General features: G+C 41.3%; 18 protein-coding genes, 2 tRNA genes and 1 pseudogene. 20 read left to right on the top strand and 1 reads right to left on the bottom strand.

Going from position 1 to position 26,052, the window contains the following annotated elements:
- The first annotated feature begins 15 nt into the window (after positions 1-15).
- The 15 genes from EL076_RS07015 (at position 16) to EL076_RS06945 (ending at position 16,139) form a co-directional block, all read left to right on the top strand.
- Positions 16-2,412 (top strand): primosomal protein N', encoded by a 2,397-nt coding sequence (locus tag EL076_RS07015; RefSeq protein WP_126429847.1) that lies wholly within the window; start codon positions 16-18, stop codon positions 2,410-2,412.
- 17 nt (positions 2,413-2,429) lie between these two features.
- Complete coding sequence (gene fmt / locus EL076_RS07010; protein ID WP_126429845.1) at positions 2,430-3,365, top strand: methionyl-tRNA formyltransferase; 936 nt, start codon at positions 2,430-2,432, stop codon at positions 3,363-3,365.
- Complete coding sequence (gene rsmB, locus EL076_RS07005) at positions 3,355-4,677, top strand: 16S rRNA (cytosine(967)-C(5))-methyltransferase RsmB (RefSeq protein WP_126429842.1); 1,323 nt, start codon at positions 3,355-3,357, stop codon at positions 4,675-4,677. Before fmt ends, rsmB begins: the two co-directional genes overlap by 11 nt.
- Positions 4,678-4,720: 43 nt before the next feature.
- Complete coding sequence (locus EL076_RS07000) at positions 4,721-5,458, top strand: Stp1/IreP family PP2C-type Ser/Thr phosphatase (RefSeq protein ID WP_126429840.1); 738 nt, start codon at positions 4,721-4,723, stop codon at positions 5,456-5,458.
- Positions 5,458-7,326, top strand: a complete 1,869-nt coding sequence (pknB, locus tag EL076_RS06995) for a Stk1 family PASTA domain-containing Ser/Thr kinase (protein ID WP_126429838.1) — start codon at positions 5,458-5,460, stop codon at positions 7,324-7,326. The genes EL076_RS07000 and pknB overlap by 1 nt, the downstream gene beginning before the upstream one ends.
- A gap of 453 nt (positions 7,327-7,779) precedes the next feature.
- Positions 7,780-8,229: a potassium channel family protein gene (locus EL076_RS10340; RefSeq protein WP_232009625.1), complete on the top strand. Its 450-nt coding sequence runs from the start codon at positions 7,780-7,782 to the stop codon at positions 8,227-8,229.
- Between the two features lie 153 nt (positions 8,230-8,382).
- On the top strand, positions 8,383-9,081 hold the full coding sequence (gene liaF / locus EL076_RS06985) for a cell wall-active antibiotics response protein LiaF (RefSeq protein ID WP_003096617.1): 699 nt from the start codon (positions 8,383-8,385) through the stop codon (positions 9,079-9,081).
- Entirely contained in the window at positions 9,078-10,088 is a 1,011-nt protein-coding gene (locus EL076_RS06980; RefSeq protein ID WP_048788123.1) for an envelope stress sensor histidine kinase LiaS, read from the top strand. Before liaF ends, EL076_RS06980 begins: the two co-directional genes overlap by 4 nt.
- On the top strand, positions 10,078-10,722 hold the full coding sequence (locus EL076_RS06975) for a response regulator transcription factor (RefSeq protein ID WP_003094523.1): 645 nt from the start codon (positions 10,078-10,080) through the stop codon (positions 10,720-10,722). The genes EL076_RS06980 and EL076_RS06975 overlap by 11 nt, the downstream gene beginning before the upstream one ends.
- Before the next feature lie 288 nt (positions 10,723-11,010).
- Positions 11,011-11,082, top strand: a tRNA-Gln gene (locus EL076_RS06970).
- Positions 11,083-11,111: 29 nt separating this feature from the next.
- Positions 11,112-11,183: transfer RNA gene (locus tag EL076_RS06965), tRNA-Glu, on the top strand.
- A gap of 214 nt (positions 11,184-11,397) precedes the next feature.
- Complete coding sequence (gene rimM / locus EL076_RS06960; RefSeq protein ID WP_126429836.1) at positions 11,398-11,916, top strand: ribosome maturation factor RimM; 519 nt, start codon at positions 11,398-11,400, stop codon at positions 11,914-11,916.
- Positions 11,906-12,625 (top strand): tRNA (guanosine(37)-N1)-methyltransferase TrmD, encoded by a 720-nt coding sequence (gene trmD / locus EL076_RS06955; RefSeq protein WP_126429834.1) that lies wholly within the window; start codon positions 11,906-11,908, stop codon positions 12,623-12,625. Before rimM ends, trmD begins: the two co-directional genes overlap by 11 nt.
- A 1-nt stretch (position 12,626) precedes the next feature.
- Positions 12,627-13,625, top strand: coding sequence for an NAD(P)/FAD-dependent oxidoreductase (locus tag EL076_RS06950; protein ID WP_126429832.1), 999 nt, complete (start codon positions 12,627-12,629; stop codon positions 13,623-13,625).
- Between the two features lie 99 nt (positions 13,626-13,724).
- Positions 13,725-16,139, top strand: coding sequence for a DNA translocase FtsK (locus EL076_RS06945; protein WP_126429830.1), 2,415 nt, complete (start codon positions 13,725-13,727; stop codon positions 16,137-16,139).
- 128 nt (positions 16,140-16,267) lie between these two features.
- Here EL076_RS06945 and EL076_RS06940 read toward each other — a convergent pair.
- Positions 16,268-17,515: pseudogene (locus EL076_RS06940) on the bottom strand (ISL3 family transposase); the annotation flags it as partial.
- 253 nt (positions 17,516-17,768) lie between these two features.
- Here EL076_RS06940 and pulA point away from each other — a divergent pair.
- The 5 genes from pulA to glgA all read left to right on the top strand — a co-directional run bounded on the left by pulA (position 17,769) and on the right by glgA (position 25,902).
- On the top strand, positions 17,769-19,964 hold the full coding sequence (gene pulA / locus EL076_RS06935; protein ID WP_126429828.1) for a type I pullulanase: 2,196 nt from the start codon (positions 17,769-17,771) through the stop codon (positions 19,962-19,964).
- A gap of 171 nt (positions 19,965-20,135) precedes the next feature.
- The gene (gene glgB, locus EL076_RS06930) at positions 20,136-22,016 is read left to right on the top strand and encodes a 1,4-alpha-glucan branching protein GlgB (protein WP_126429826.1); all 1,881 of its coding nucleotides are present in this window, start codon (positions 20,136-20,138) and stop codon (positions 22,014-22,016) included.
- Between the two features lie 190 nt (positions 22,017-22,206).
- Complete coding sequence (locus EL076_RS06925; protein WP_126429824.1) at positions 22,207-23,349, top strand: glucose-1-phosphate adenylyltransferase; 1,143 nt, start codon at positions 22,207-22,209, stop codon at positions 23,347-23,349.
- Positions 23,339-24,475, top strand: coding sequence for a glucose-1-phosphate adenylyltransferase subunit GlgD (gene glgD / locus EL076_RS06920; RefSeq protein WP_117647085.1), 1,137 nt, complete (start codon positions 23,339-23,341; stop codon positions 24,473-24,475). The genes EL076_RS06925 and glgD overlap by 11 nt, the downstream gene beginning before the upstream one ends.
- Entirely contained in the window at positions 24,472-25,902 is a 1,431-nt protein-coding gene (gene glgA / locus EL076_RS06915) for a glycogen synthase GlgA (protein WP_126429822.1), read from the top strand. Before glgD ends, glgA begins: the two co-directional genes overlap by 4 nt.
- The last annotated feature ends 150 nt before the right edge of the window (positions 25,903-26,052 follow it).

Genomic DNA, 26,052 nt, shown 5'->3' with positions numbered 1-26,052 from the left:
GAAGAGAGGAGATATATGGTGTTAGTTGCACAAATAATTGTAGATGTTCCTCTGATGCAGACGGACAGGCCTTATAGTTACCTTGTACCCGAATCCATGCAGGGGCAAATTGCCATCGGCATGAGGATTCATGTGCCTTTTGGTAAAGGAAATCGTCTCTTGCAAGGGTTTGTTATTGGCTTTGGAGAGCAAGAAAATGTAAGAAAGCTGCCAGACTTGAAGTCAATTGCGGAACTTTTGGATTATGAACCAGTCCTTAATCAGGATCAGCTGGATTTGGCTGACCAAATGCGACACACGGTTTTTTCCTATAAGATTTCCATCTTGAAGTCTATGCTTCCGGGTCTCCTTAATTCACAGTATGACAAAGTTATCATGGCAACTGATAAACTGAGCGAAGAGGAGAGGGACATTTTTCTTCAGGGGCGAGATCATATTCTCTTCTCCCAATTGTCGAAGGAACAAGGTCAAGCTATTCCGCGTCTGGTGGAATCTGGTCGCGTAACGGTTGATTACATTGCTAAGGATAAACAAAATATAAAAACGGAGAAGCATTATAGTGTTCAAAGGGGCATTTTAGAGACTTTGGATATTTCGCAACGAGCCAAGAAACGGATGGAGCTGCGCGACTTCTTGTTAGAAAAGAATGAGTCTGGAAAGTTGGTAGACCTGCACAAACTTTTTTCTCGAGATGTGGTGAAGTTTTTCATTGGTACTGGAGCTCTATCTATCACTGAAGTTGAGGTCAATCGTGCTGATAGCTACTTTGAAAAGGTAGAGAAGACGGATTTTCTAGAGCTTAATACTCAGCAAGCATATGCTGTTGAAGTAATGACAGGTCAGATTGGTCATGGTGGGAAGCCGTTCTTGTTGGAAGGTGTGACGGGGTCAGGTAAGACTGAGGTTTACCTACATCTCATTGAGAGAACCTTGGCTATGGGGAAAACGGCTATTGTCTTGGTTCCAGAAATTTCTCTGACGCCACAAATGACCAATCGTTTTATCTCCCGTTTTGGTGACTTAGTAGCAATCATGCATTCAGGTTTGTCAGACGGTGAGAAATTTGACGAGTGGCGTAAGGTTAGGTCTGGTCAGGCCAAGGTTGTCGTAGGAGCGCGTTCGGCTATCTTTGCTCCTTTGGAAAATATTGGGGCTATCATTATCGATGAGGAGCATGAGGCTACTTATAAACAAGAGTCTAATCCTCGTTACCATGCTAGAGATGTGGCCTTGCTTAGGGCTAAGAGTCATGGAGCTGTGCTTGTACTTGGGTCAGCTACGCCTTCTATTGAGTCGCGAGCGAGGGCTCAGAAAGGGGTCTACCATTTTCTTGAGTTGACGGAGAGGGCCAATCCTAAGGCTAAAATTCCGCAGGTGGAAGTGGTGGACTTTAAGGACTTTGTAGGCCGACAAGAGGCGAGTGATTTTACGCCCCCTCTCTTAGAGAAAATCCGAGAACGCTTGGCACGTAAGGAACAAGTCGTGTTAATGTTGAACCGTCGTGGCTATTCCTCTTTTGTCATGTGTCGTGACTGTGGCTATGTGGATGATTGTCCGAACTGTGATATTTCACTGACTTTGCATATGGATACTAAGACCATGAATTGTCACTACTGTGATTTTCAAAAAGCTATTCCTCATGTTTGTCCCAACTGTCAGAGTCGCCAGATTCGCTATTATGGGACAGGAACACAGAAGGCTTATGATCAATTGACGGAACTTTTGCCAGAAGCCAGAGTGATTCGTATGGATGTTGATACTACACGTAAAAAAGGGGCTCACGAGAAGCTCCTAGAGACTTTTGGAAGTGGCCAGGCTGATATTCTGCTAGGAACCCAAATGATTGCCAAGGGCTTGGATTTTCCCAATGTTACCTTGGTAGGGGTCTTAAATGCGGATACGTCGCTAAATTTGCCAGATTTTCGTTCGGCTGAGCGTACCTTCCAGCTTTTGACACAAGTGGCTGGTCGTGCTGGTCGTGCTGACAAGGAAGGGGAAGTTATTATTCAAACCTATAATCCTAGTCATTATGCCATTCGTTTTGCACAGCAACAGGATTATGAGGGATTCTATGCCTATGAGATGGCGATTCGACGTCAGTTGGCCTACCCGCCATATTTTTATACGGTAGGGATCACTCTTTCCCACAAGGATGAAGAGTTTGTAATCCGTAAGAGCTATGATGTCATGGCTTATTTAAGAGAACACTTGTCGGACAAGGTGACTTTCTTGGGACCAACACCAAAACCTATTGCCCGAACACATAACCTTTATCATTATCAGATTATTATCAAATATCGTTTTGAGGATAGCTTGGAAGAGACGCTTAATAAGATCCTCGATATGACTCAGGAACCTGAAAATAAGGATCTGCGTTTGATTATCGACCATGAGCCTCAGAATTTTACCTAATTTAGAAAAGGAAGAATATGACAAAAATAGTATTTATGGGAACGCCGGCCTTTTCAGCGACAGTGCTGGAGGGACTTTTGACAGATGAGCGTTACGACATTGTCGCTGTTGTCACACAGCCAGATCGTGCTGTCGGCCGTAAAAAAGAAATCCGCATGACACCGGTCAAGGAAGTAGCCTTGGCGCATGACTTGCCAATCTATCAACCTGAAAAGTTGTCAGGGTCAGAAGAAATGGCGCAATTGATGGCGCTTGGTGCTGATGGGATTGTTACTGCAGCTTATGGACAATTTTTGCCAAGTAAGTTGCTTGATAGCATGGATTTTGCGGTGAATGTTCACGCATCGCTCTTGCCAAAATATCGTGGTGGTGCACCTATCCATTATGCCATTATCAATGGTGATGCAGAAGCAGGTGTGACAATTATGGAAATGGTCAAGGAAATGGACGCTGGTGACATGGTCAGCCAAAAGGCCTTGCCAATTCTGGAGCAAGATAATGTCGGTACTATGTTTGAAAAATTGGCAGTTTTGGGTCGTGACCTATTGCTTGAAACCTTGCCTGCCTACATTGCTGGAGAAATCAAACCTGTTCCTCAAGATGCCAGTCAGGTAACGTTTTCACCAAACATTAGCCCAGAAGAGGAACGCCTTGATTGGAATAAGTCGGCTCGTGACATCTTTAATCAAATTCGTGGCATGTACCCATGGCCTGTGGCACATACTTTGCTTGATGGTAAACGTTTCAAAATTTATGAAGGAGACTTAGTAGAAGGGCAAGGACAGGCTGGTCATATTATCGAAAAAACTAAGAAGAGTTTGGTCGTTGCGACTGGTCAGGGGGCTATTTCACTTAAGAGTGTTCAGCCTGCAGGTAAACCTCGTATGGCTATTGCTGATTTCCTTAATGGAGTTGGTCGCAATCTTGAAGTAGGTGATGCATTTGGCCAATGATTGGAAAAAAACAGCCCGTGGACAGGCACTTGAAGTCTTAGAAGAAGTCTTCCAAGAAGGGGCTTACTCAAATATTGCTCTCAATGCACATCTGAGCAAGTCATATTTGACTGATAAAGACAAGGCCTTGGTGACGGAAATTGTTTATGGGACCGTAGCTCGTAAGATTACTTTGGAGTGGATTTTAGCCCATGTCATCGAGGACCGAGATAAGCTTGAACCTTGGGTCTACGACCTCTTGCTTTTGAGTCTTTACCAGTTGGCCTACTTGGATAAGATTCCAGCCCATGCGGTGGTTAACGATGCCGTTTCTATTGCTAAAAATCGTGGCAATAAAAAAGGAGCTGAGAAGCTGGTGAATGCTGTTCTTCGTAAACTATCTAGCCAGCCATTGCCAGATCCAAGCAAGATTAAACGTGTCAATAAACGCTATTCTGTTCAGTATTCTTTACCTGTATGGTTGGTGAAAAAGCTTATTGACCAGTATGGAGAGGACCGTGCCCTTGCTATTTTCCAAAGTCTCTTTGTGAGAAACAAGGCTAGTGTGCGTGTAACGGATGCGTCACGTTTGGAAGAGATTGCGGAGGCCACTGGAGCAGAGCGTTCAGTCCTATCACCAGTCGGGCTTGTTAAATCTTCGGGTTATTTTGCTGGGACTGATTATTTTAAAGAGGGCTTATTGACCATTCAGGATGAGACTAGTCAGCTAGTTGCACCAACTTTAGGAATTCAAGGTATGGAAGAAATTCTGGATGCTTGTGCAGCACCTGGTGGTAAGACGGTACATATGGCCTCTTATTTGACGAGTGGACATGTGACGGCGCTTGACCTCTATGATCATAAGCTTGTCCTTATCGAAGAAAACGCACAGCGTCTTGGTCTAGCTGATAAGGTTAAGACTCAGAAACTGGATGCTAGTCAGGTGCATCAAGTCTTTCCGACTGATAGTTTTGACAAGATTCTAGTGGATGCTCCTTGCTCAGGGATTGGTCTCATTCGTCGAAAACCAGACATCAAATACAATAAGGATCTTCAAGATTTTGAATCCCTCAAGTCCGTGCAATTGGATATCTTATCCAGTGTTTGTCAAACCCTACGAAAAGGTGGTATAATAACCTATAGTACTTGCACTATCATAGCAGAAGAAAATCAAGAGGTGATTCAAGCCTTTCTTGAGAGCCATCCTGATTTTGAGCAAGTTGCCTTGGATCATCCATGCAAGGACATCGTGGTCAATGGCTGTTTGGCTATTACCCCCGAACAGTATCTAACTGATGGTTTTTTTATCGCTCAGTTGCGTAAGAAGGTCTAGGGTTACAGAGGAGGAAACACTGACGCAAGTCAGAAAGAAAATTATGGAAATATCATTATTAACAGACATTGGCCAAAAACGGTCAAACAATCAAGATTTTGTTAATAAATTTGTCAACAAGGCTGGTGTTACACTTGTCATTGTTGCAGATGGAATGGGGGGACACCGTGCTGGAAATATTGCCAGTGAGATGTCAGTAACTGACCTTGGTCGTGACTGGATTAATACTGATCTTCGTGAGTTGAGCCATATTCGTGATTGGATGATTGCTGCCATCGATGAAGAAAATCGTAAAATCTATGAGCTTGGTCAAAATGAAGAATATAAAGGAATGGGAACAACTATCGAGGTTCTTGCCTTAGTTGATAATGCTGTGATTTTCGCTCATGTTGGGGATTCACGTATTTCCCTTATCCGTAATGGTGAGTATAAGCAATTGACGAACGATCACTCCTTGGTTAATGCTCTTATCAAGGCTGGTCAGTTGACAGAAGAAGAAGCAGCAGTTCACCCACAACGTAATATTATTACGCAATCTATAGGGCAAGCTGCTCCAGTTGAAGCAGATCTTGGTGTTCAACAATTGGAACCGGGAGATTATATTTTGGCCAATTCAGATGGATTGACTAATATGATTTCAATTGAACAGATTATTCATATTGTTAACAGTCCTGGTTTCGTCGAAGAAAAAACCAGTCGTTTAGTTGTCGCTGCCAATGAGGCCGGTGGTTATGATAATATTACCGTTGCTCTCATCAAAGTAGAAAGTGAGGAAGGATAATGATCCAAGTTGGCAAATTGTTTGCTGGACGTTATCGAATCCTTAAGTCTATCGGACGTGGTGGTATGGCGGATGTTTATCTGGCTAACGACCTGATTCTGGATAATGAAAGTGTAGCTATTAAGGTGCTACGTACCAATTATCAAACTGATCAGGTTGCTGTGGCGCGTTTCCAGCGTGAAGCGCGTGCCATGGCTGAGCTTAGCCATCCGAATATCGTTGCGATTCGAGATATTGGTGAAGAAGACGGTCAGCAGTTCTTGGTGATGGAGTATGTGGACGGTTCGGACTTGAAGAGATTCATTCAAGACCATGCTCCGTTGTCTAACCAAGATGTTGTGCGTATTATGGGGGAAGTCCTTTCCGCCATGACTCTTGCCCACCAAAAGGGCATTATTCACCGTGACCTTAAGCCACAGAATGTTCTATTAACTAAGGATGGTAGAGCTAAGGTTACAGACTTTGGTATCGCAGTAGCATTTGCTGAAACCAGTCTGACACAAACTAACTCAATGTTGGGGTCAGTCCATTATTTGTCACCAGAACAGGCACGTGGTTCTAAAGCAACTATCCAAAGTGATATCTATGCTATGGGGATTATGCTCTTTGAAATGTTGACAGGGCATATTCCTTTTGATGGCGATAGTGCAGTAACCATTGCACTTCAACATTTCCAAAAGCCCCTGCCATCGATTTTGGCTGAGAACCGTAATGTTCCTCAAGCGTTAGAAAATGTTGTTATTAGAGCAACTGCTAAAAAGCTTGAAAATCGTTACAATAGCACTTTGGAAATGAGTCGCGACCTAGTAACTAGTTTACATCCTAGTCATAGTCGTGATTCTAAAGTAGTTTTTGATGACATGATGGATACTAAGACCCTGCCAAAGGTTGATTCAGTTCCATCAGTAGGTCCTGAGAAAAAGGTTTCTCCTAAACCATCAGAGCCAACACCGGCTCCAAGCAAACAACCGAGGGAAAAAGCTTCTCTAGCTAAAAAGAAGAAAAATCTCTTTTCAACTCTACTCAAGGTTTTCCTAGGCTTAGTCTTTATAGGAATTATCATTTTTGCCTATCTTGTTTTTACCAATCCTGACAATGTTCAGGTGCCAAATGTTGTAGGTCAAGAGTTGTCAACAGCTCAGACGAAACTTGAAAGTGCAGGCTTTAAAGTTGGCGATGTTAATGAAGTCGAGAATGATTCAGTCGATAAGGGCAAAGTTATCAAGACCGACCCTACAGCTGGGACAACGCGTAAAGAGGGAACAAGCATTGATGTCTATGTTTCTTCTGGTAGCAAAGGTTTCACTCTGAAAAATTACAAGGGGAAAAATTATAAGGATGCCATTGAGGATTTAACTTCGAATTATGGGGTTTCCGAGGATCAAATTGATATTCAACATGTTGAAGACGATGATGCTAAAGAAGGTGAAATCCTATCTCAAAGTCCGGAGAAAAACAAGTCCTTCAATCCTAAAGATAGTAAGGCAAAAATCAAGTTCCGTGTGGCAACTCCTAAGACCATAACTATGCCTGATGTGACTGGTTTAACTGTCTCGACAGCAGTCCAAACCTTGAATCGTAAAGATATTTCAAGTAGTAGTATTGAGTATCACGACTATAATACTGGTGTTAAGTTGGATAAGAGTAAGGTACCTAGTAATACAGAGGTACTTTATCAAGACCCACAAGTTGGTACTGCCGTTGATAGCGCAGTGATTCTCTATATTTCAGTTGTAACTGAGAGTTCAAGCGTTCAACAGTCAAGCTCAGCAAGTACGACACATTCGTCGTCATCTACAAGTTCTAGTTCTGAAAGTACAGCCTCTAGTACCGAAACAGCTACTGAAGCTACCCACACAGAGCAATAATAAGTTTTGAAATCTTAGATATAAGAGAAAGAGAGGTTTTTTGCCTCTCTTTTTGATTCAATTGCTTGGGGATTTTAATGTGGTTGCTTGTCAGGAATGGCAGATTCTTTTATAATGAACGCGTCACATAGAGGAGAGGCGCAATGAGAAACCGTAGAAAACTGAAAAAGGTATATTATTAGCTACGATATTGTCATGACGATTCTAGACCTTCTTTCCATAGGGAGAGTGATTTTTGATTTGGTTGGGTTGATTACTATTGGGAGACACTCTTTTCTATTTATTAATAAGACCATTACCCTTATATTTTGCTTTAGATTATATTATTTGTTTCTCCTTGGCACTTCGGAAGCGGATTTTTGTTAAAACGCATGTCTTGGACTTGTTGGCTATTGTCTCTTACAATGAAGTATTCACCTTCCTTTGTTTTTCAAGGGGGGCCGCTTTGCTCGTTTGGTAAAAATCTCATGTCTAATTGGTCTAAGTAGTAAACTTAAGCATAATTCAAATCGTATTAATCGTAGGAATGGTTTTTACTTTTTGCCTTCGGTTAATAGTATTATCATCCTTATCAGTAGTGCTATTATCGCCCTTGTGGAGCATCATAATTTTATAGATACTATTTGGTGGTCTGTGGAAACAATTATCACAGTAGGTTACGGGGAAAGTGTCCCTAAAACCATCGTAGGTAAGGTGATTGCTGTTGTGCTCATGTTTAGTGGAATTACTACTCTGGGGTTGTTGACTAACTCTCTTAATAATATTTTTGTACGTTCAGGTCGCCAAACTGAACGAAAATTAGCTGAGTTTGAGAAGGAGTTGGCTGAACAACGTGCCATTCTTGAGGAAATCAGAAGTACGGTGCTTGCTATGAATAGGGAAATGGATGAGATCGACGACTAGGTTTTCTGTAGATTAAAGATTGTGCTTCCTATAATGGAGGTACTTTTTTGCTCCTATCTCCCATAGCTAGTAAGTTCTCAAACTAGGTCTTTTTGTCAATTAGTCCAAAATTTGATAGAATGAACCCTGTATACTTTTATTTGAGAGGTCCTTATGACCAAATTTAATTTTTTCTTAGTGGTGGAGGCTCTTCTTTTAACTCTAGGCTTAATCACCATCTTTAATAATGATATTACCAGTTTTATTTTCATACTGGTTTTGACCTTGTTGGCAGTTCGCTTTTTTAACAAGGAGTCCAAGAGCGACTTTGTCTTGACAATCTGCTTGATTTCACTTTTTCTGGTTTCCATGTGGAATATCTATGTGGTTCTTGCTATCTTAGTGGGTGTGGCCTATGTCATGATTAACCATTTTTCACAGGTTAAGAAAAAGAATCGCTATGCTCTCATTCAATTTAAGGAAGACGACTTGAATCCACAGGCTGTGCGAAATCAGTGGATTGGGACTCGTATGGAACCTGTCAGTGATCGCTATGACTTTGATGATATTAATATTATCCGTTTCTTTGGGACAGATGTGATTGATTTGACCCAGGTTATCGTTTCGGGTCGAGAAAATGTCGTCATTTTACAGAAACTTTATGGGCCAACGACAATCTTGGTACCAATTGATGTTTCTGTAAAGCTGAATATATCAGCTATCTATAGCTCTGTGACCTTCTTTAATGAAGATGAATACGACCTCCGTTACGAAAGATTGACCTTGCAGGGAGCGGAGTATGAGCATGCCCATCGCACGGTTAAATTGATTCTCAATGTGGGAGCTGGACCAGTGGAGGTACGTCGTAAATGAAGAAACAGTACCTATTTTTAATCCTAACTTATTCAGTTGTTGTTTTAATTGGGGTTACCCTTGTGGTTATGGATAGCTTTAACCTAAACTTTTCGCTGGTTTTCGGTAGTATTTCTCAGGCATTTCACTTCTTTTTTAACATGTTTTTTGTGGTTCTGAGTTTGCTCATTTTACTATATATTCTTTGGGCCATTGCTAATGATAATAGTATGCGTTCGGTCAATCAGGACTTGCGTCGTATTATCAATAACCAGCCAGTCAAACGTCAGGGAGATATTGAGTTGGACAAGAATATGATGCGTCTATCTCATAAAATGCGTAAATTGACCAAGGATCTGCAAAAGACGGAAAATGCTCAGGCTTTGCAAAGTCGTGATATTCTTAAGAAAGAGCGAGGCCGCATTGCTCGAGATCTTCACGATACCGTTAGCCAGGAGCTTTTTGCAGCTAGTATGATCCTATCTGGTGTCTCTCAGATGGTGGGCCAACTAAGTAAGGAAGATTTACATAATCAGATTCAGGCAGTCGAGGCCATGCTGACAGATGCTCAAAATGATATGCGTGTCTTGCTTTTGCACCTTCGTCCGACAGAGCTTGAGAACAAGACCTTACAAGAAGGCTTGCAGATGATTCTTAAGGAATTAACCGATAAATCCAATATCCGTGTTGTCTACAAGGATATGGTTAAGAAAGTGCCCAAACGTATTGAAAATAATCTCTTTAGGATTGCCCAAGAGTTTATCTCTAATACCCTTAAGCACGCCAAGGCCAGCCAAATAGAGGTTTACCTCTATCAAAATAGTCAGGAAATTCAGTTAAAAATGCTAGATAATGGTGTTGGTTATGATTTGAATGCCTCGACTGACGAGATGAGTTATGGGCTAAAAAACATCCAAGAGCGTGTTGATGAAATGGCGGGGACTGTGCAGTTCCTATCAGCTAAAGGTAAAGGGACGTCTATTGATGTTCGTGTGCCAATATTAAGAGGAGAAGACAATGTCGAATAAGATTAATGTGATTTTGGTAGATGACCATGAAATGGTTCGTTTAGGCCTTAAGAGTTTCTTGAATCTCCAAGGAGATGTAGAAGTGGTGGGAGAGGCAGGAAATGGTCGTGATGGTATCGATCTTGCCCTGGAGTTGCGTCCAGACGTTGTTGTTATGGATCTTGTTATGCCTGAGTTAGATGGTGTTCAGGCGACTTTGGAATTGCTCAAAGAATGGCCTGAAGCTAAGATTTTAGTTTTGACCAGCTATTTGGACAATGAAAAAATTTATCCAGTCATAGAAGCTGGCGCCAAAGGCTATATGCTTAAAACGAGCAGTGCAACAGAGATTCTAAATAGTATCCGAAAGGTTTACCGTGGAGAAGAAGCTATCGAAACTGAGGTGGACAATAAGATTAAATACCACGATAGTCACCCGGACTTACATGATGATTTGACCGCACGTGAACGTGATATCTTAGCCCTCTTAGCTAAAGGCTATGACAATCAAACCATTGCTAACGAACTGTTTATTTCTTTAAAAACCGTCAAGACCCATGTGTCTAATATCCTTGGGAAATTAAATGTTGATGACCGTACTCAGGCTGTAGTTTATGCCTTTAGACATCATCTGGTTTCACAGGATGATGAATAAATCTATTTTAGGAGTTGGAAAAGGTTAATTATAGCTGTGCAAATTATCTCTTATTTTGCGAGTCAAAGTGTTTGACTTTATTTCTAGCAACATATATAATTAAATCATCCTAAAACTTTTCTTTTTTCGTATGAGGTTGCTTCAACCTCGAATCATCAATCTAAGGTCACTTAGATGATGAAATCTCCTAACACTTAGCAATCGGTTATGCCGATTGTTTTTTTTGAAAAAAAGTTAAGAAAAGTATTGACAGCCTCCTGATTTTTCTGTAAAATAATAAGAGTCTTTTGGGGTATAGCCAAGCGGTAAGGCAAGGGACTTTGACTCCCTCATGCGTTGGTTCGAATCCAGCTACCCCAGTTCTATCTGAGGGTAGAGATACAGATTATGGTCCGTTGGTCAAGGGGTTAAGACACCGCCTTTTCACGGCGGTAACACGGGTTCGAATCCCGTACGGACTATAAGCACCAGCTAGAGAAAGCTGGTTTTTTTGTGTCCTTTTTGATAAAATAGAGGGGTTGAATGATCTAAGCCAGACATTTTATATCGCTTTAAAATAAAGAATAACAAGAATCTAACCTGGTTTAAAACGCGTTTTTTGAGATGCCGTCATAGGCTACTTGATAATTCGTTGACTCATGGTTTGATTTGAATAAGAATTAATAAGGAAGTTAAATGACATATTATAACGTTGGAAAGATTGTAAATACACAGGGATTGCAGGGTGAACTTCGTGTTTTGTCTGTAACAGATTTTGCGGACGAACGTTTTAAGAAGAAGAGTGTACTAGCTCTTTTTGATGACAAAGATAATCACATCATGGATGTTGAGATTGCGAGTCACCGTAAGCATAAGAACTTTGATATCGTTAAGTTCAAAGGGCTTTACCATATCAATGATGTAGAAAAGTATAAAGGCTGCAGTCTCAAAATTGCTGAGGAAAATCTAACAGACCTTGATGACGGTGAATTTTACTACCATGAAATCATTGGCCTTGATGTTTACGAAGGCGATAGTTTGATTGGTCAGGTCAAAGAGATTCTCCAACCGGGTGCTAATGATGTTTGGGTAGTGAAACGTAAAGGTAAAAAGGACCTGCTCTTGCCATATATTCCACCAGTGGTTCTTGGTGTTGACGTCGCAGCTGGTCGTATTGAGGTTGAGCTCATGGAAGGATTAGACGATGAAGATTGATATCTTGACCCTATTTCCAGATATGTTTGCTCCCTTAGAGCATTCCATTGTTGGTAAGGCAAAGGATAAGGGGCTTCTAGAAATCAACTATCACAATTTCCGTGAAAATGCGGAAAAGGCACGTCATGTAGATGATGAACCCTATGGTGGTGGGCAAGGCATGTTGCTACGTGCCCAGCCAATTTTTGATACCTTTGATAAATTAAATGTGACTAAGCCTCGTGTTATTCTCTTGGATCCTGCAGGTCGTACCTTTGATCAGGCCTATGCAGAGGAATTGGCGCAAGAAGAGGAATTGGTCTTTATCTGTGGTCACTATGAGGGCTATGATGAGCGCATCAAAACCTTAGTGACTGATGAAATATCACTAGGAGACTTTGTCTTAACTGGGGGAGAGTTGGCTGCAATGACTATTGTAGATGCGACTGTCCGCCTGATTCCTGAGGTCTTAGGTAAGGAAGCTAGTCATAAGGATGATAGTTTCTCATCAGGGCTTTTGGAATTTCCACAGTACACTCGCCCAGCTGAGTTTCGTGGCATGAAGGTGCCAGATGTACTCTTGTCAGGTCACCATGTTAATATTCGACGTTGGCGTATGGAACAGAGTTTGCGAAAGACTTGGGAGCGTCGACCTGACCTCTTGGAAAACTACGCCTTTACAGACGAAGAACGTCAAATTTTAGAAGAGATAAAAGTAGAAGGAAAATAAAATGTCAGAAGAAAAGATATATGATATTACTATTATCGGTGGTGGACCAGTAGGCCTTTGGGCTGCCTTCTATGCCGGCTTACGTGGCATGACTGTGAATATTATCGAGAGTTTGTCAGAGCTTGGTGGTCAGCCTGCCATTCTCTACCCTGAGAAGAAAATCTATGATATCCCAGCCTTTCCTCAAACGACAGGTGCCGAATTGACAGAAAATCTCTTGACCCAACTTAAGCGTTTTGAAGATCGTGTCAGTATTCGCTTAAAAGAGGAGGTTCAAACCTTTGAAAAAACAGATGGTATCTTCACGATTACTACTAGCAAGGGTCAACACTTGTCCAAGGCTATCGTCATTGCTTGTGGGAATGGTGCCTTCGCTCCCCGTCCTTTGGGTGTGGACAATGAAGAAGATTATGCGGACAATAACTTGTTCTATAATGTGCATAGCCTTGACCAATTTGCCGGCAAGAAGGTTGTGATTGCTGGTGGTGGGGATTCAGCTGTTGACTGGGCTAATCACTTGGATGGGATTGCTGAGAGCGTGACTTTGATTCACCGCCGTGATGCCTTTCGTGCCCATGAGCATAGTGTAGAGCTTCTTCATCAATCATCAGTTAATGTGATGACGCCTTATGTCCCCCTTGAAATCAAGGGTGAAAATGGTCTTGCCCAAAGTTTGACCGTTCAAAAAGTAAAATCAGACGAGGTTGTGGAATTGCCACTTGATGCCCTTATTGTTAGCTTTGGCTTCTTAACCAATAATAAAAACCTTCGTAACTGGAATGTTGACTTCAAACGCTCTAGTGTTACGGTTAATGCTCAGTTTGAAACTTCACAAGAAGGTGTTTATGCTATTGGTGATGCGGCAGAATATGAGGGTAAGATTGATTTGATTGCTGTGGGAATGGGTGAAGCTCCTATCGCTATCAACCAAGCTATTCAATATATTGATCCAGACGGTAAGAATCGTCCGGTTCACTCAACATCATTAATTGAAGAATAATGTCAAAAGAAGGAAAGTCTCAAAAAAAGACTTTGTCTTCAATCTAAGGAGAGACCAGTCTCTCTTTTTTCATGTCTAAAAACGTGGTATAATACACCTATGGCTACAACGAAAAAAACGAAAAAAGGGTCGACTTCTAAGAACAGTAAGAAGCGGCTTACAAAAGCAGAATTAGACAGACAGAAGGCGATTAAGCGAATGCTATGGACCTTCTTTTTTGCCTTTGTCTTAATTTTCCCAGTCTTTCGATTGGGTTTCTTTGGGATTACGCTCTATAATCTCTTTCGAGTCTTCGTAGGGAGTATGGCTTATCCCTTGATTTTTGCTATCTATATCTATCTCTTTGGTTTTAAATGGTTACGGAAACATAGTAACTACGTAACAGGATTTTGGATGGTCTTCGCGGGTCTCTTGTTGGAGTTTCACGCCTATCTCTTTAGTCTAGAACGCATGAGTGGTCTGGATATTTTCCCTGGGACAAAGGACTTGCTTTTTGGGGAACTGGTCAGTGTGCAAGTAGCTCGTTTTGCGGGTGGTGGTATGTTGGGAGCTCTCCTATACCAACCGATTTCCTTCCTCTTTTCAAATATCGGTAGCTTCATGATTGGGTGCTTGATTATTCTATTGGGTGCTTTTATTCTCAGTCCTTGGGATGTTTTAGATATCATGGATTATGCAAAAGGTATCTGGCAGAGAGGTTCCGAGAAGCGTTTGGAACGAACGGCCAAACGTCAGGAGAAGAAGGCAGAACGTCAGGCTCAGAAAGAACGTGAAGCGCAAGAACGTGCTGAGGAAGAGCGTCTGGCTGATTTAACTGTTGACGAGGAGACGGGAGAAATCTTAGATGACGCCGCAGAAGAGTTGCCACAAGAAGCCGAGATTTTTGAACCTGAACCTGAAATCAGTGATTATGCCTCTGAGGCTTACTATGATAATCTGCCTCCAGGGGATTATGAGGATTTCCAAGAAGATTATGCACCTTATCCAGAGGATGTGCCAACCGAGGAGTTTCCGCCATCTATGGTTGTTGAGGGAGATGATGCACCTGTCGAGGTTGATTTCACACCGAAGAAGCTCTTACAGTATAAATTACCTCAGATAGATCTCTTTGCACCTGATAAGCCTAAGAGTCAATCTAAAGAGAAAAACATCGTTCGTAAGAATATTCGAATCTTAGAAGATACTTTCAAGAGTTTCAATATTGATGTCAAGGTTGAGAGGGCTGAGATTGGACCGTCTGTAACTAAGTACGAGGTCAAGCCTGCTGTTGGGGTTCGGGTTAATCGTATTTCCAATTTAGCAGATGACTTGGCTCTGGCTCTTGCTGCAAAAGATGTCCGTATTGAGGCACCTATACCTGGAAAATCTTTAGTTGGTATCGAAGTACCTAATTCCGAGATTGCGACGGTTTCTTTCCGTGAACTTTGGGAACAGTCCAAGACGGATCCTAATAAGCTCTTGGAAGTTCCTCTTGGTAAGGCTGTTGATGGTTCAGCTCGTAGCTTTGACCTAGGTCGGATGCCTCACTTGTTAGTGGCTGGATCAACTGGTTCTGGTAAATCTGTTGCGGTTAATGGAATCATCTCTAGTATTCTAATGAAGGCTCGCCCAGATCAGATTAAGTTCCTCATGGTCGATCCTAAGATGGTTGAACTTTCTGTTTACAACGATATTCCTCATCTCCTTATCCCTGTGGTGACCAATCCACGTAAGGCCGCCAAGGCTCTTCAAAAAGTGGTTGATGAGATGGAAAATCGTTACGAACTCTTTAGTAAGTTTGGCGTGCGTAACATCGCAGGCTATAATGCCAAGGTTGAAGACTGGAATGCCCAGTCGCAAGAGAAACAGATCCCCTTGCCTTTGATTGTGGTTATCGTTGATGAGTTGGCTGACTTGATGATGGTGGCCAGTAAAGAAGTGGAAGATGCCATCATTCGACTTGGACAAAAAGCACGTGCGGCTGGAATTCACATGATTCTTGCCACCCAACGTCCATCGGTTGATGTTATCTCTGGTTTGATTAAGGCCAATGTGCCTTCTCGTGTGGCCTTTGCGGTGTCTTCCGGAACAGATAGTCGTACCATTTTAGATGAAAATGGGGCAGAGAAACTACTCGGACGTGGGGATATGCTTTTCAAACCGATTGATGAGAACCACCCTGTTCGTCTACAAGGTTCCTTCATTTCTGATGATGACGTGGAACGTATTGTGACCTTTATCAAGGATCAGGCTTCTGCTGACTACGATGAGAGCTTTGACCCTGGCGAAGTTTCTGAGAATGATTTTGGTGGAGGTTCGTCTGCCAATGGTGGTAGCTCGGAAGGAGATCCTCTCTTTGAAGAAGCGAAGGCCTTGGTATTGGAAACACAAAAAGCTAGCGCTTCTATGATTCAACGTCGTCTGTCGGTTGGATTTAACCGTGCCACTCGTTTGATGGAAGAATTGGAAGAAGCCGGAGTGATTGGACCAGCTGAAGGCACTAAGCCACGTAAGGTTTTGATGACTCAAGAGTGATGATGGGAAAAGTACTACCCACCATTTACATATGTTTTAAAAATAATAAAAGGATGAGAGAGTAACTGTTTCGGCGCAAATTTTCGGCTCCTTGTCAACTGTAGTGGGTGACGAAAAGCTAACATCTTGAGAGGACCGGATAGGTCCTCTTTTTATGTATGTTTAGAGTGATGAAGACACGTTTCTTAAAGTTGATGAAGTTTCTAAAACCGAAGCCCAACCGTTTGATGTCTTTAATCAACTTGTTGGTAGCTTCCAGTTTTGCGTTTGAATAATCTGTTTCTAGTGCATTTTGGATGTATTGTTTGTGTCTAAGAAAAGTTCTAAAGACCGTTTGAAAATAGTGATTGACTTTGCTTCTATTTTCCTCTATCAGCTCAAAGAACTCATCTACTCTTTTCTCCTGAAAGTGAAAAAGCAAGAGCTGATAGAGGTTATAATAATTAGCGAGTTCCTCTGAGAAATTCAATGTCTTCTCAACAACTTCATGTGGTGCTAAAGTTTGGCGGAAAGTCTTTGAATAAAAAGAGTTGAGAGATAGTTTACGGCTGTCCTTTTGGAAGAGTCGCCAGTGATTCTTCAAGGCTCGATAGGGTAGTGACTTCTTATCGAACTGGTTCATAATGGCAATTCTTGTCTTTAAAAAGGCTCGACCAAGATGCTGGATGATGTGGAAACGATCAAGAACGATTTTAGCGTTTGGGAAAAGTCTTCGAGCTAGTGGCATTATAGTCTCCTGACATATCCATCGTGATAAACTGCACCTTTTGTCGAGCTTTCAATGGATACTTCAAAAAGTAGTTTCGTATAGTGGTTTGGCGGCGATTATCAAGGATGGTTATGAGTTCGTTTGTCTCATAATTCTGCGCCACAAAAGCCAATTCCCCTTTCTTGAACCCAAACTCATCCCAGGACATAACAGCTGGGAGTTTATCAAAATGTTCCTTGAAAGAAAACTGATCAAGCTTACGATAGACAGTGGATGTCGATACACGAAGTCTTCTGGCAATATCCGTTAGTGACATCTTCTCAGTTAGGAGTTGTGAGACCTTTTGACGGACTAGATTTGAGATTTGGCAGTTTTTCTCAACGATTGATGTCTTAGCCACCGTGATTCTCCTACAACTTTTACACTGAAACCGACGTTTCTTCAGACGTAGCAGTGTCGGCATTCCCGCTTGCTCGAGAAGAGGGATTTTAGAAGGTCTTTGAAAGTCATATTTAATCATCTTTCCTTGGCAATGAGGGCATGGTGGTGCAGGATAATCCAGTTTTGCTTGAACCTCGATATGAGTATCCGTTTCAAAAACAAGAGAAATAATGATGTTAGGGTCTTTAATTCCGATTAATTCTGTGGTATTCTTAATAAGTCTCATAAGTTCTTCCTAATGATGGTTTGGTTGCTTTTCATTATAGTTCTTATGGGACTTTTTGTCTGCATTCAAAAAGCTCCATAATCTCTACAGTGGTTTTACCCACTACAGAAATTATAGAGCCAAATTTTCTCATTCTTTTTTATGTTTAACACAAATCAAAAAGTGTCAAACTGTTTCATAATAACGCTTACAAAACGAACGTTTTTTGCTATAATAAAAGGAAAATGAGTAATAAAGATTTAAGGAGTTTTAAATGGACAATTTATTAACCGTTCATTTTCATAGTATGCATGGCGACTATTCGAAATATAGTATGTGGAAGTGGCTAGATGGTTATTGGGGCGAAGAAGCCCGTTTTTCTCGTGAGGATGATTTTGGACTGGTGGGTCAGCTCACCTTTCCGGCTAATCGTTTTATTGACTATGTCAATCTCTTGGTTAAGACGGAAGATTGGTCAAAGCAGACACATGATTATCGTATCAGACGTTTCTTGGGGGATGCCCCGAATGCTATTTGGGTGGTTGAAGGAGACCCGACTGTTTATTATTCTAAACAGGCTGCTATGACGAGTCATAGTTTTGAAGGGCGTGATCAGCATGCCTTTGATATGGCTCTTCGTAGACAGGAATTTGATCAAAAGTGGGGATTTCAAGGTTGGTTAGGACATAAGTATGAAAAAGGTTCCACAGAGTTTCGCCTTTGGGCGCCACTAGCTCGGCGAGTGCAGCTACTACTTTTTAAAAAAGGTAGTAAAAAATCTAAGGTGATTAAGATGAGCCGAGGAACCAGTGTAAATAAGGATCGTCACGAGATGAACACACACGGTGTTTGGAGCGTCTCTGTCCCTGGGGATTTGGATGGGTTAGCCTATCAGTTTCGAGTCTACCATGAGGAGAGTTTCTATCAAGATACTAGAGATCCGTATAGCATTGCCCTTAGCTTAAATAATAAAAAGAGCTTGGTGGTAAACCCTGAGCGTTTGGTTCCTAAGGGGTATCAGAAGGTTACAAGACAAGAGGCCAACTGGCGTAATGTCAACGCCTGCTCATCTGTTATCTGTGAGATGCATCTGCGAGACTTCTCAATCTCAGAAACATCTGGTGTTAAGAAGGCATATAGAGGGACTTATCTGGGTGCCTGCCAGAAAGGAACTAAAAATGACCAAGGGGATGTGACTGGTTTTGATTATATCAAACGCATGGGTTATAACTATGTCCAGTTACAGCCGGTCTTTGATCATCACAAGACCTATGATAAGAATGGTAATCTTCTCTATAACTGGGGATATGATCCTGAAAATTACAATGTTCCAGATCGTCAGTTTGCGGTTGATCAAAAAAATCCCTTAGCACCAATTTTGGAGCTTAAGAAGATGATTCAGGTCTACCATGAAGCGGGTATTGGGGTCATCATGGATGTTGTTTATAACCACACCTATTCGTCATATAGTTCGCCTTTCCAACTGGCAGTACCGGCTTATTATTATCGTATGCACGACAATGGTTCATTTCAAGATGGATCAGGTTGTGGGAACGAAACAGCTAGTGAGAAAGAAATGTACCGCAAGTATATGATTGATTCTTTGACCTATTGGGCAGAAGAATTTGGAGTGGATGGTTTCCGTTTTGACCTTATGGGCTTGCATGACGTTGCTACTATGAATGCCATTCGTTCAGCCATGGATGATATAGATCCTAGGATTCTTATTTACGGTGAAGGATGGGACATGGGGATTGGTCTTCCTGTAGACCAAAAGGCCAAGAAGGATAACGCAGCTTTGATGCCTAGAATCGGATTTTTCAATGACAATGCGCGTGATGCCGTTAAAGGGGCAGAAGTCTATGGACACATCAGCAATGGTTATGTGTCCGGAGCTCCTTTAGAAGATAAAATTGCTAAGAGTTTACTTGGTAGCCGTGGCTTTGTAAACTACCTCATGCCAGGTCAGGTTCTCAACTATATTGAAGCTCATGACAATTACAATTTGAATGATCTTATGCATCATCTGCATCCACATGATTCGCCAGAGGATATTGAAAAACGAATTTACTTGGCTAACGCTCTTAATCTGACTATGCAGGGGATGTGTTTCATGCAATTAGGGCAAGAATTCCAGCGTAGTAAGATGGTTGCAACAGGTGAAGATGGAAATTACACAGAAGCAGATGTTAAGCGTGCTATGAATAGCTACAATGCCCCTGATGAGGTAAATCGGGTGGATTGGAATCAGGTGACTCTTAAGAAAGAATTGGTTGATAAAATTGCCAAATTAATTGAACGCAAGAAAACAGTAGCAGAATTTTCATATCGTTCATATGCGGATATATATGATAATCTCTACGTGACTAAAGCAGACTTTGCTTCAGGTATCGTGGAACTACATATTTCTGGAAAACTGGATGAAACCTTAGTGTTCGATAATATGAAAAAAGATTTGGAGATTTACTGACAAAGTAGTCAAAAAATGATATAATATAGAAAACGCTTACATATTTGATTTTTGTGGGCTTGAAAGCTCTATCATCGTAAAGGGTTTTCTGGTGTATTTACATATATTAATTTCAATGTTTTACTGCCTTGATATCTCTTATCAAGACGAGTTTAAGGAAGGAGTGATGGTATGAATCTTGATGAAGCCATGTACACGTTTGGAACAGGTGAGAACTTCCACCTTCAGAATTATTTGGGTGTGCATGAATTGGAGGGAGAAGAAGGATTTGTCTTCCGTGTGTGGGCCCCTCATGCTGAGCAGATTCAGGTAATAGGAGATTTCACAGGTTGGTTTGATACACCTCTGGATATGACTCAAAACCATATCGGCGTTTGGGAGGCGACTTCATCTCTCCCTGAAGAAGGACAACTTTATAAGTTCTTGGTAAAACGTAAGGGTGGTCAAGTAGTTGAAAAGATGGATCCTTTTGCTACTTATTTGGAACCACGCCCAGGAACAGGAGCTGTCATTCGTAAGCAGAAAGCTAAGAAGTGGAAAGATGGCCTTTGGATGGGGTGTCGCAAACGATTTGGGTTCCAAAAACGTCCGGTAAATATCTATGAAGTTCATGCATCGTCTTGGAAACTAAAAGAGGATGGTCAGCCTTATACTTTCAAGGAATTGAAAGAGGAGTTGATACCATATTTAGTTAAGATGAATTATACTCACGTGGAATTTCTGCCACTCATGGCTCACCCATTAGGGATGAGTTGGGGTTACCAGCTCATGGGTTACTTTGCTTTTGAGCATACTTATGGTACACCAGAAGAGTTTCAAGATTTTGTTGAAGTATGTCACCAGAATAATATCGGTGTCTTAGTGGACTGGGTCCCAGGTCACTATACACAAAATGATGATGCTTTGGCCTATTTCGATGGCACACCAACATTTGAATATCAAGATCACGATCGAGCTCATAATTATCGTTGGGGTGCCTTGAACTTTGACTTAGGAAAAAATCAAGTACAGTCATTCCTTATTTCAAGTGCTCTTTATTGGATTGAGAATTATCATATCGATGGTATCCGAGTGGATGCAGTTTCTAATATGCTCTATTTAGACTATGATGAGGGTCCATGGATGCCCAACAAGGATGGTGGTAATCGTAACTTGGAAGGTTACGGCTTTCTTCAAAAACTCAATCGTGAAATTAAAAAACGCTATCCAGATGTCATGATGATTGCGGAAGAATCAACTGCAGCAACGCCAATCACACAACCTATTGAAGAAGGTGGTCTAGGCTTTGACTTCAAATGGAATATGGGTTGGATGAACGATATTTTAAGATTCTACGAGGAGGACCCTGTTTACCGTCAGTATGATTTCAATCTGATGACTTTCAGTTTCATGTATTGCTTCAATGAAAACTATGTTCTACCATTCTCACATGATGAGGTGGTACATGGTAAGAAGAGTATGATGCATAAGATGTGGGGCGACCGATACAATCAGTTTTCTGGTCTTCGTAACCTCTACGCTTATCAACTCTGTCATCCAGGTAAGAAATTGCTCTTCATGGGATCTGAATTTGGTCAATTCTTAGAGTGGAAACATGATTACCAACTTGAATGGGGAAATCTTGAAGATGAGATGAACCATAAGATGCAGGCCTTCACTAGTCATATGAATGCTTTCTATAAGGACCACAAGTCTCTCTGGCAGATTGATGATTCTTACGATGGTATTGAGATTATTGATGCGGATAACCGTGCTGAAAGTGTTCTTTCTTTTATCCGTAAGGGTGATAAAGGTGATAAGGGGGATATCCTAGTCTGTGTCTTCAATCTTACTCCAGTGGAACGTAAAGAGTTCACTATTGGCTTGCCAATTGCCGGTATTTACGAAGAAGTCCTTAACACTGAGATGGAAGAGTTCGGTGGTGTCTGGAAGGAAGGAAATCCTGATACCCGTACCCAAAAAGCGAAGTGGAAGGATTATGAAAATACTCTTAGCTTCACATTGCCAGCTCTTGGAGCAAGTATTTGGCGTGTTAAACGTCGCTTGAAATAAAGGTTAGATGTAAATGTGTACACGATTTGTTTTTCAGGGATGATAGAAAGAAAGTCGCGGTTGAAAGAAGCTTTTTGGCGCTCAAACTATTGCTACACTGAGAAACCTACTTTAATTGTCATAATCAGTTTTGACTGATTGTCTCACATTCTTTTGAGGATGGAACTAAAAATCATGAGGGGGACTATTCATGAAAAATGAAATGTTGGCTTTGATCCTTGCTGGTGGGCAAGGAACTCGTCTTGGAAAATTGACCCAAAGTATTGCCAAACCAGCTGTTCAGTTTGGTGGACGCTACCGTATCATTGACTTTGGTTTGTCTAACTGTGCCAATTCAGGAATTAACAATGTAGGTGTCATTACACAGTATCAACCACTTGCTTTGAATAATCATATCGGTAATGGTTCAAGCTGGGGCTTGGATGGTGTTAACTCTGGTGTATCAATTCTTCAACCTTACTCAGCTAGCGAAGGTAATCGTTGGTTTGAAGGTACCAGCCACGCTATTTATCAAAACATTGACTATATCGATAGCATCAATCCTGAATATGTTTTGATTTTGTCTGGTGACCATATTTACAAGATGGACTATGACGATATGCTCCAATCTCACAAAGACAACAACGCAAGTCTTACAGTCGCCGTTCTAGATGTGCCACTTAAAGAAGCTAGCCGTTTCGGTATCATGAACACTGATGCTAATAACCGTATTGTTGAGTTCGAAGAAAAACCTGAAAATCCTAAATCTACGAAAGCATCAATGGGTATTTACATCTTTGACTGGAAACGTCTTCGTAATATGTTAGTTTCAGCTGAAAAGAATGCAGTTGGTATGTCAGACTTTGGTAAAAACGTTATCCCAGCTTATCTTAAAACAGGTGAAAGCGTCTATGCTTATGAATTTGAAGGCTATTGGAAAGACGTAGGTACTATCGAATCCCTTTGGGAAGCAAACATGGAGTACATTTCTCCTGAAAATGCCTTGGATAGTCGTAACCGTCAATGGAAAATTTACTCACGTAACGTGATTGCTACACCAAACTTCTTTGGTGAACATGCTCAGGTTGAAGATTCACTCGTTGTTGATGGCTGTTTGGTTGATGGAACTGTTAAGCATTCTGTGCTTTCAACAAATGCACAAATTCGTGAAGGGGCAGTCGTTGAAGATTCAGTGATTATGAGTGGTGCAGTTATTGGTAAAGGTGCAAAAATTAAACGTGCTATTATCGGTGAAGGTGCACACGTTTCTGATGGTGTGGAAATTGACGGTACAGAGGAAGTGCAAGTCGTAGGATACAATGAAGTAGTGGGGGTAGCAAAAGATGAAGATTGATAAATATTCTGCAATTCTAGGAAATACCGTAGGATTCCATGACATGGATGGCTTGACTGATCAACGTCCTATTGCCAGCCTACCATTTGGTGGAAAATATCGCCTCATCGACTTCCCGTTGTCTAACTTGGCTAATGCCGGTATCCGTAGCGTCTTCGGAATCTTCCAAAACGAAAACATTAGTTCTGTCTTCGACCATATTCGTTCAGGTCGTGAGTGGGGCTTGTCTACTCTCCTCAGCCACTACTATCTTGGTATCTACAATACTCCAGTTGATAGTTCAACTGTTGATAAAGAATACTATCATCAAATTTTGACCTACCTTAAACGTTCAGGCTCAGACCAGACTGTAGCTCTTAATAGTGATGTTTTGGTCAACATTGATCTTAACCAAGTTTTCCACCTTCACAATGTAACAAAACAAAAAGTTACTGTAGTCTACAAAAAACTTCCTAAAGAACTCATTTCAGATGTAAACAGCATTTTGGATATTGATGAATCTGATAAAGTGCTTAAGCATGAGCTCTTCCAGGGTGGGAATAAAGAAGTTTACAATATGTCTATAGACATATTTGTCGTGGATACACCATTCTTGATTGAAAAATTGGAAGAAGAAGCTGCTAAAGAAGAGCCACGTAAGCTTCGTTATGTGCTTCGTGATTTGGCAGTTGCTGAGAATGCTTTTGCTTACGAGCACACTGGTTACCTTTCAAATATCCACTCAGTGAAATCGTACTTTGATGCCAACTTGGATATGTTGGAATCACAAAAATTCTATTCACTTTTTGCACCAAACCAAAAAGTTTATACAAAAGTTAAAAATGAAGAGCCAACATATTATGCAGACTCTTCTGAAGTTAAGGTCTCACAATTTGCATCTGGTTCGATCGTACGAGGTAAAGTTGAGAACTCAGTGATTTCACGTAATGTTTACTTATCTGAAGGATCTAGTGTTAACCATTCGATTATCTTCCCACGTGTTAAAGTTGCTAAAGGTGCAACAGTTAAATATGCTATTGTGGATAAAGATGTTGAAATCGCCGAAGGTGTTACGATTCGAGGTACAGAAAACAATCCAGTTGTCATCAAAAAAGGTAGCGTTGTAACAGAGGATATTGTACGATGAAAATTTTATTTGTAGCAGCAGAGGGGGCACCTTTTGCTAAAACTGGCGGTTTGGGTGACGTTATCGGTGCTCTTCCTAAATCTCTAGTCAAAAATGGTCACGAAGTAGCCGTAATTCTCCCATATTATGATGTGGTTTCGGCTAAATTTGGCAATCAAGTTGAAGACCTTGGCTTCTTCTATACAAATGTTGGTTGGCGTCGTCAATATGTCGGTATCAAGAAAATTGTCCGTGATGGTGTGACCTTCTTCTTCATTGATAATGAGCAGTATTTTAATCGTGGTACGGTATACGGTGAGTGGGATGATGGTGAGCGTTTTGGTTTCTTCCAAATGGCTGCCCTTGAGTTGATGGAAAAAGTGGACTTTATTCCAGATATTCTCCATGTTCATGACTATCACACAGCCATGATTCCATTCCTTCTTAAGGAAAAATACCATTGGATTCAAGCTTACCAAGGTATTAAGACGGTCTTCACTATCCATAATATTGAGTTCCAAGGTCAATTTGACAGTGGTATGCTTTGGGAAATCTTCGGTGTTGGTTACGAGCGTTATGCAGACGGTACGCTCCGTTGGAATGACTGCCTTAACTGGATGAAAGCCGCCGTTCTTTACGCAGATCGTGTAACAACAGTTTCTCCATCTTATGCTGGTGAAATTCAAACACCTGAATTTGGTAAAGGTCTTGATCAAATCATGCGCATGGAATCTGGTAAGTTGTCTGGTATTGTTAATGGTATCGATACAGACCTCCTTGATCCAGAAACAGATATTCACATTCCTTATCATTTCTCAGTGGATGATTTGTCAGGTAAAGCCAAAGACAAGGCAGCTCTTCAAGAGCGTGTTGGCCTCCCAGTTCGTGAAGATGTTCCATTGATTGGTATTGTATCACGCTTGACTGACCAAAAAGGTTTCGATTTGGTGGTTAACGAACTTCACAATATTTTGCAACATGATGTTCAAATTGTTCTTTTGGGTACTGGTTATAGTGGTTACGAGAATTCTTTCTCTTGGTTTGGTCATGCTTATCCAGAGAAAATGTCTGCCAACATTACCTTCAACCTAGAGTTGGCTCAACAAATTTATGCTGGTTGTGACATTTTCCTTATGCCTTCAGCTTTTGAACCATGTGGGCTCTCACAAATGATGTCTATGCGTTATGGTACCTTGCCAGTAGTTAGTGAGGTTGGTGGTCTTCGTGATACTGTTGAACCATACAACCCTGTGACAGGCTCAGGTACAGGCTTCTCATTTGGTAACTTTTCAGGTTACTGGATGGTTCAAATCCTTGAAAAAGCTCTCGATGTGTACAAAAATAATACTGATTCTTGGAAACAACTCCAGCATAATGCTATGACTCGTGATTTCTCATGGGATACAGCAAGTTTGGCATATGTTGATTTGTATAAACAATTAGTGTAATACAAAGATAACTTTTCTCGAAAGGGAAAAGTTATTTTCATGTAAAAAAGGTTAAAAGCGCTGTAACTACAGTTAGAAAAAACAAGATAGTCGCCCAAATCTTGTTGCTAAAGCAAATGAGAGAGGCGCTCTAGAAGTATAATTCCCCCT

It is taken from the genome of Streptococcus vestibularis (genome assembly GCF_900636445.1).
Lineage (GTDB): Bacteria > Bacillota > Bacilli > Lactobacillales > Streptococcaceae > Streptococcus > Streptococcus vestibularis.
The sequence above is the reverse complement of the archived record's forward strand: the minus strand, read 5'-3'. Positions and strand labels throughout refer to the sequence as shown.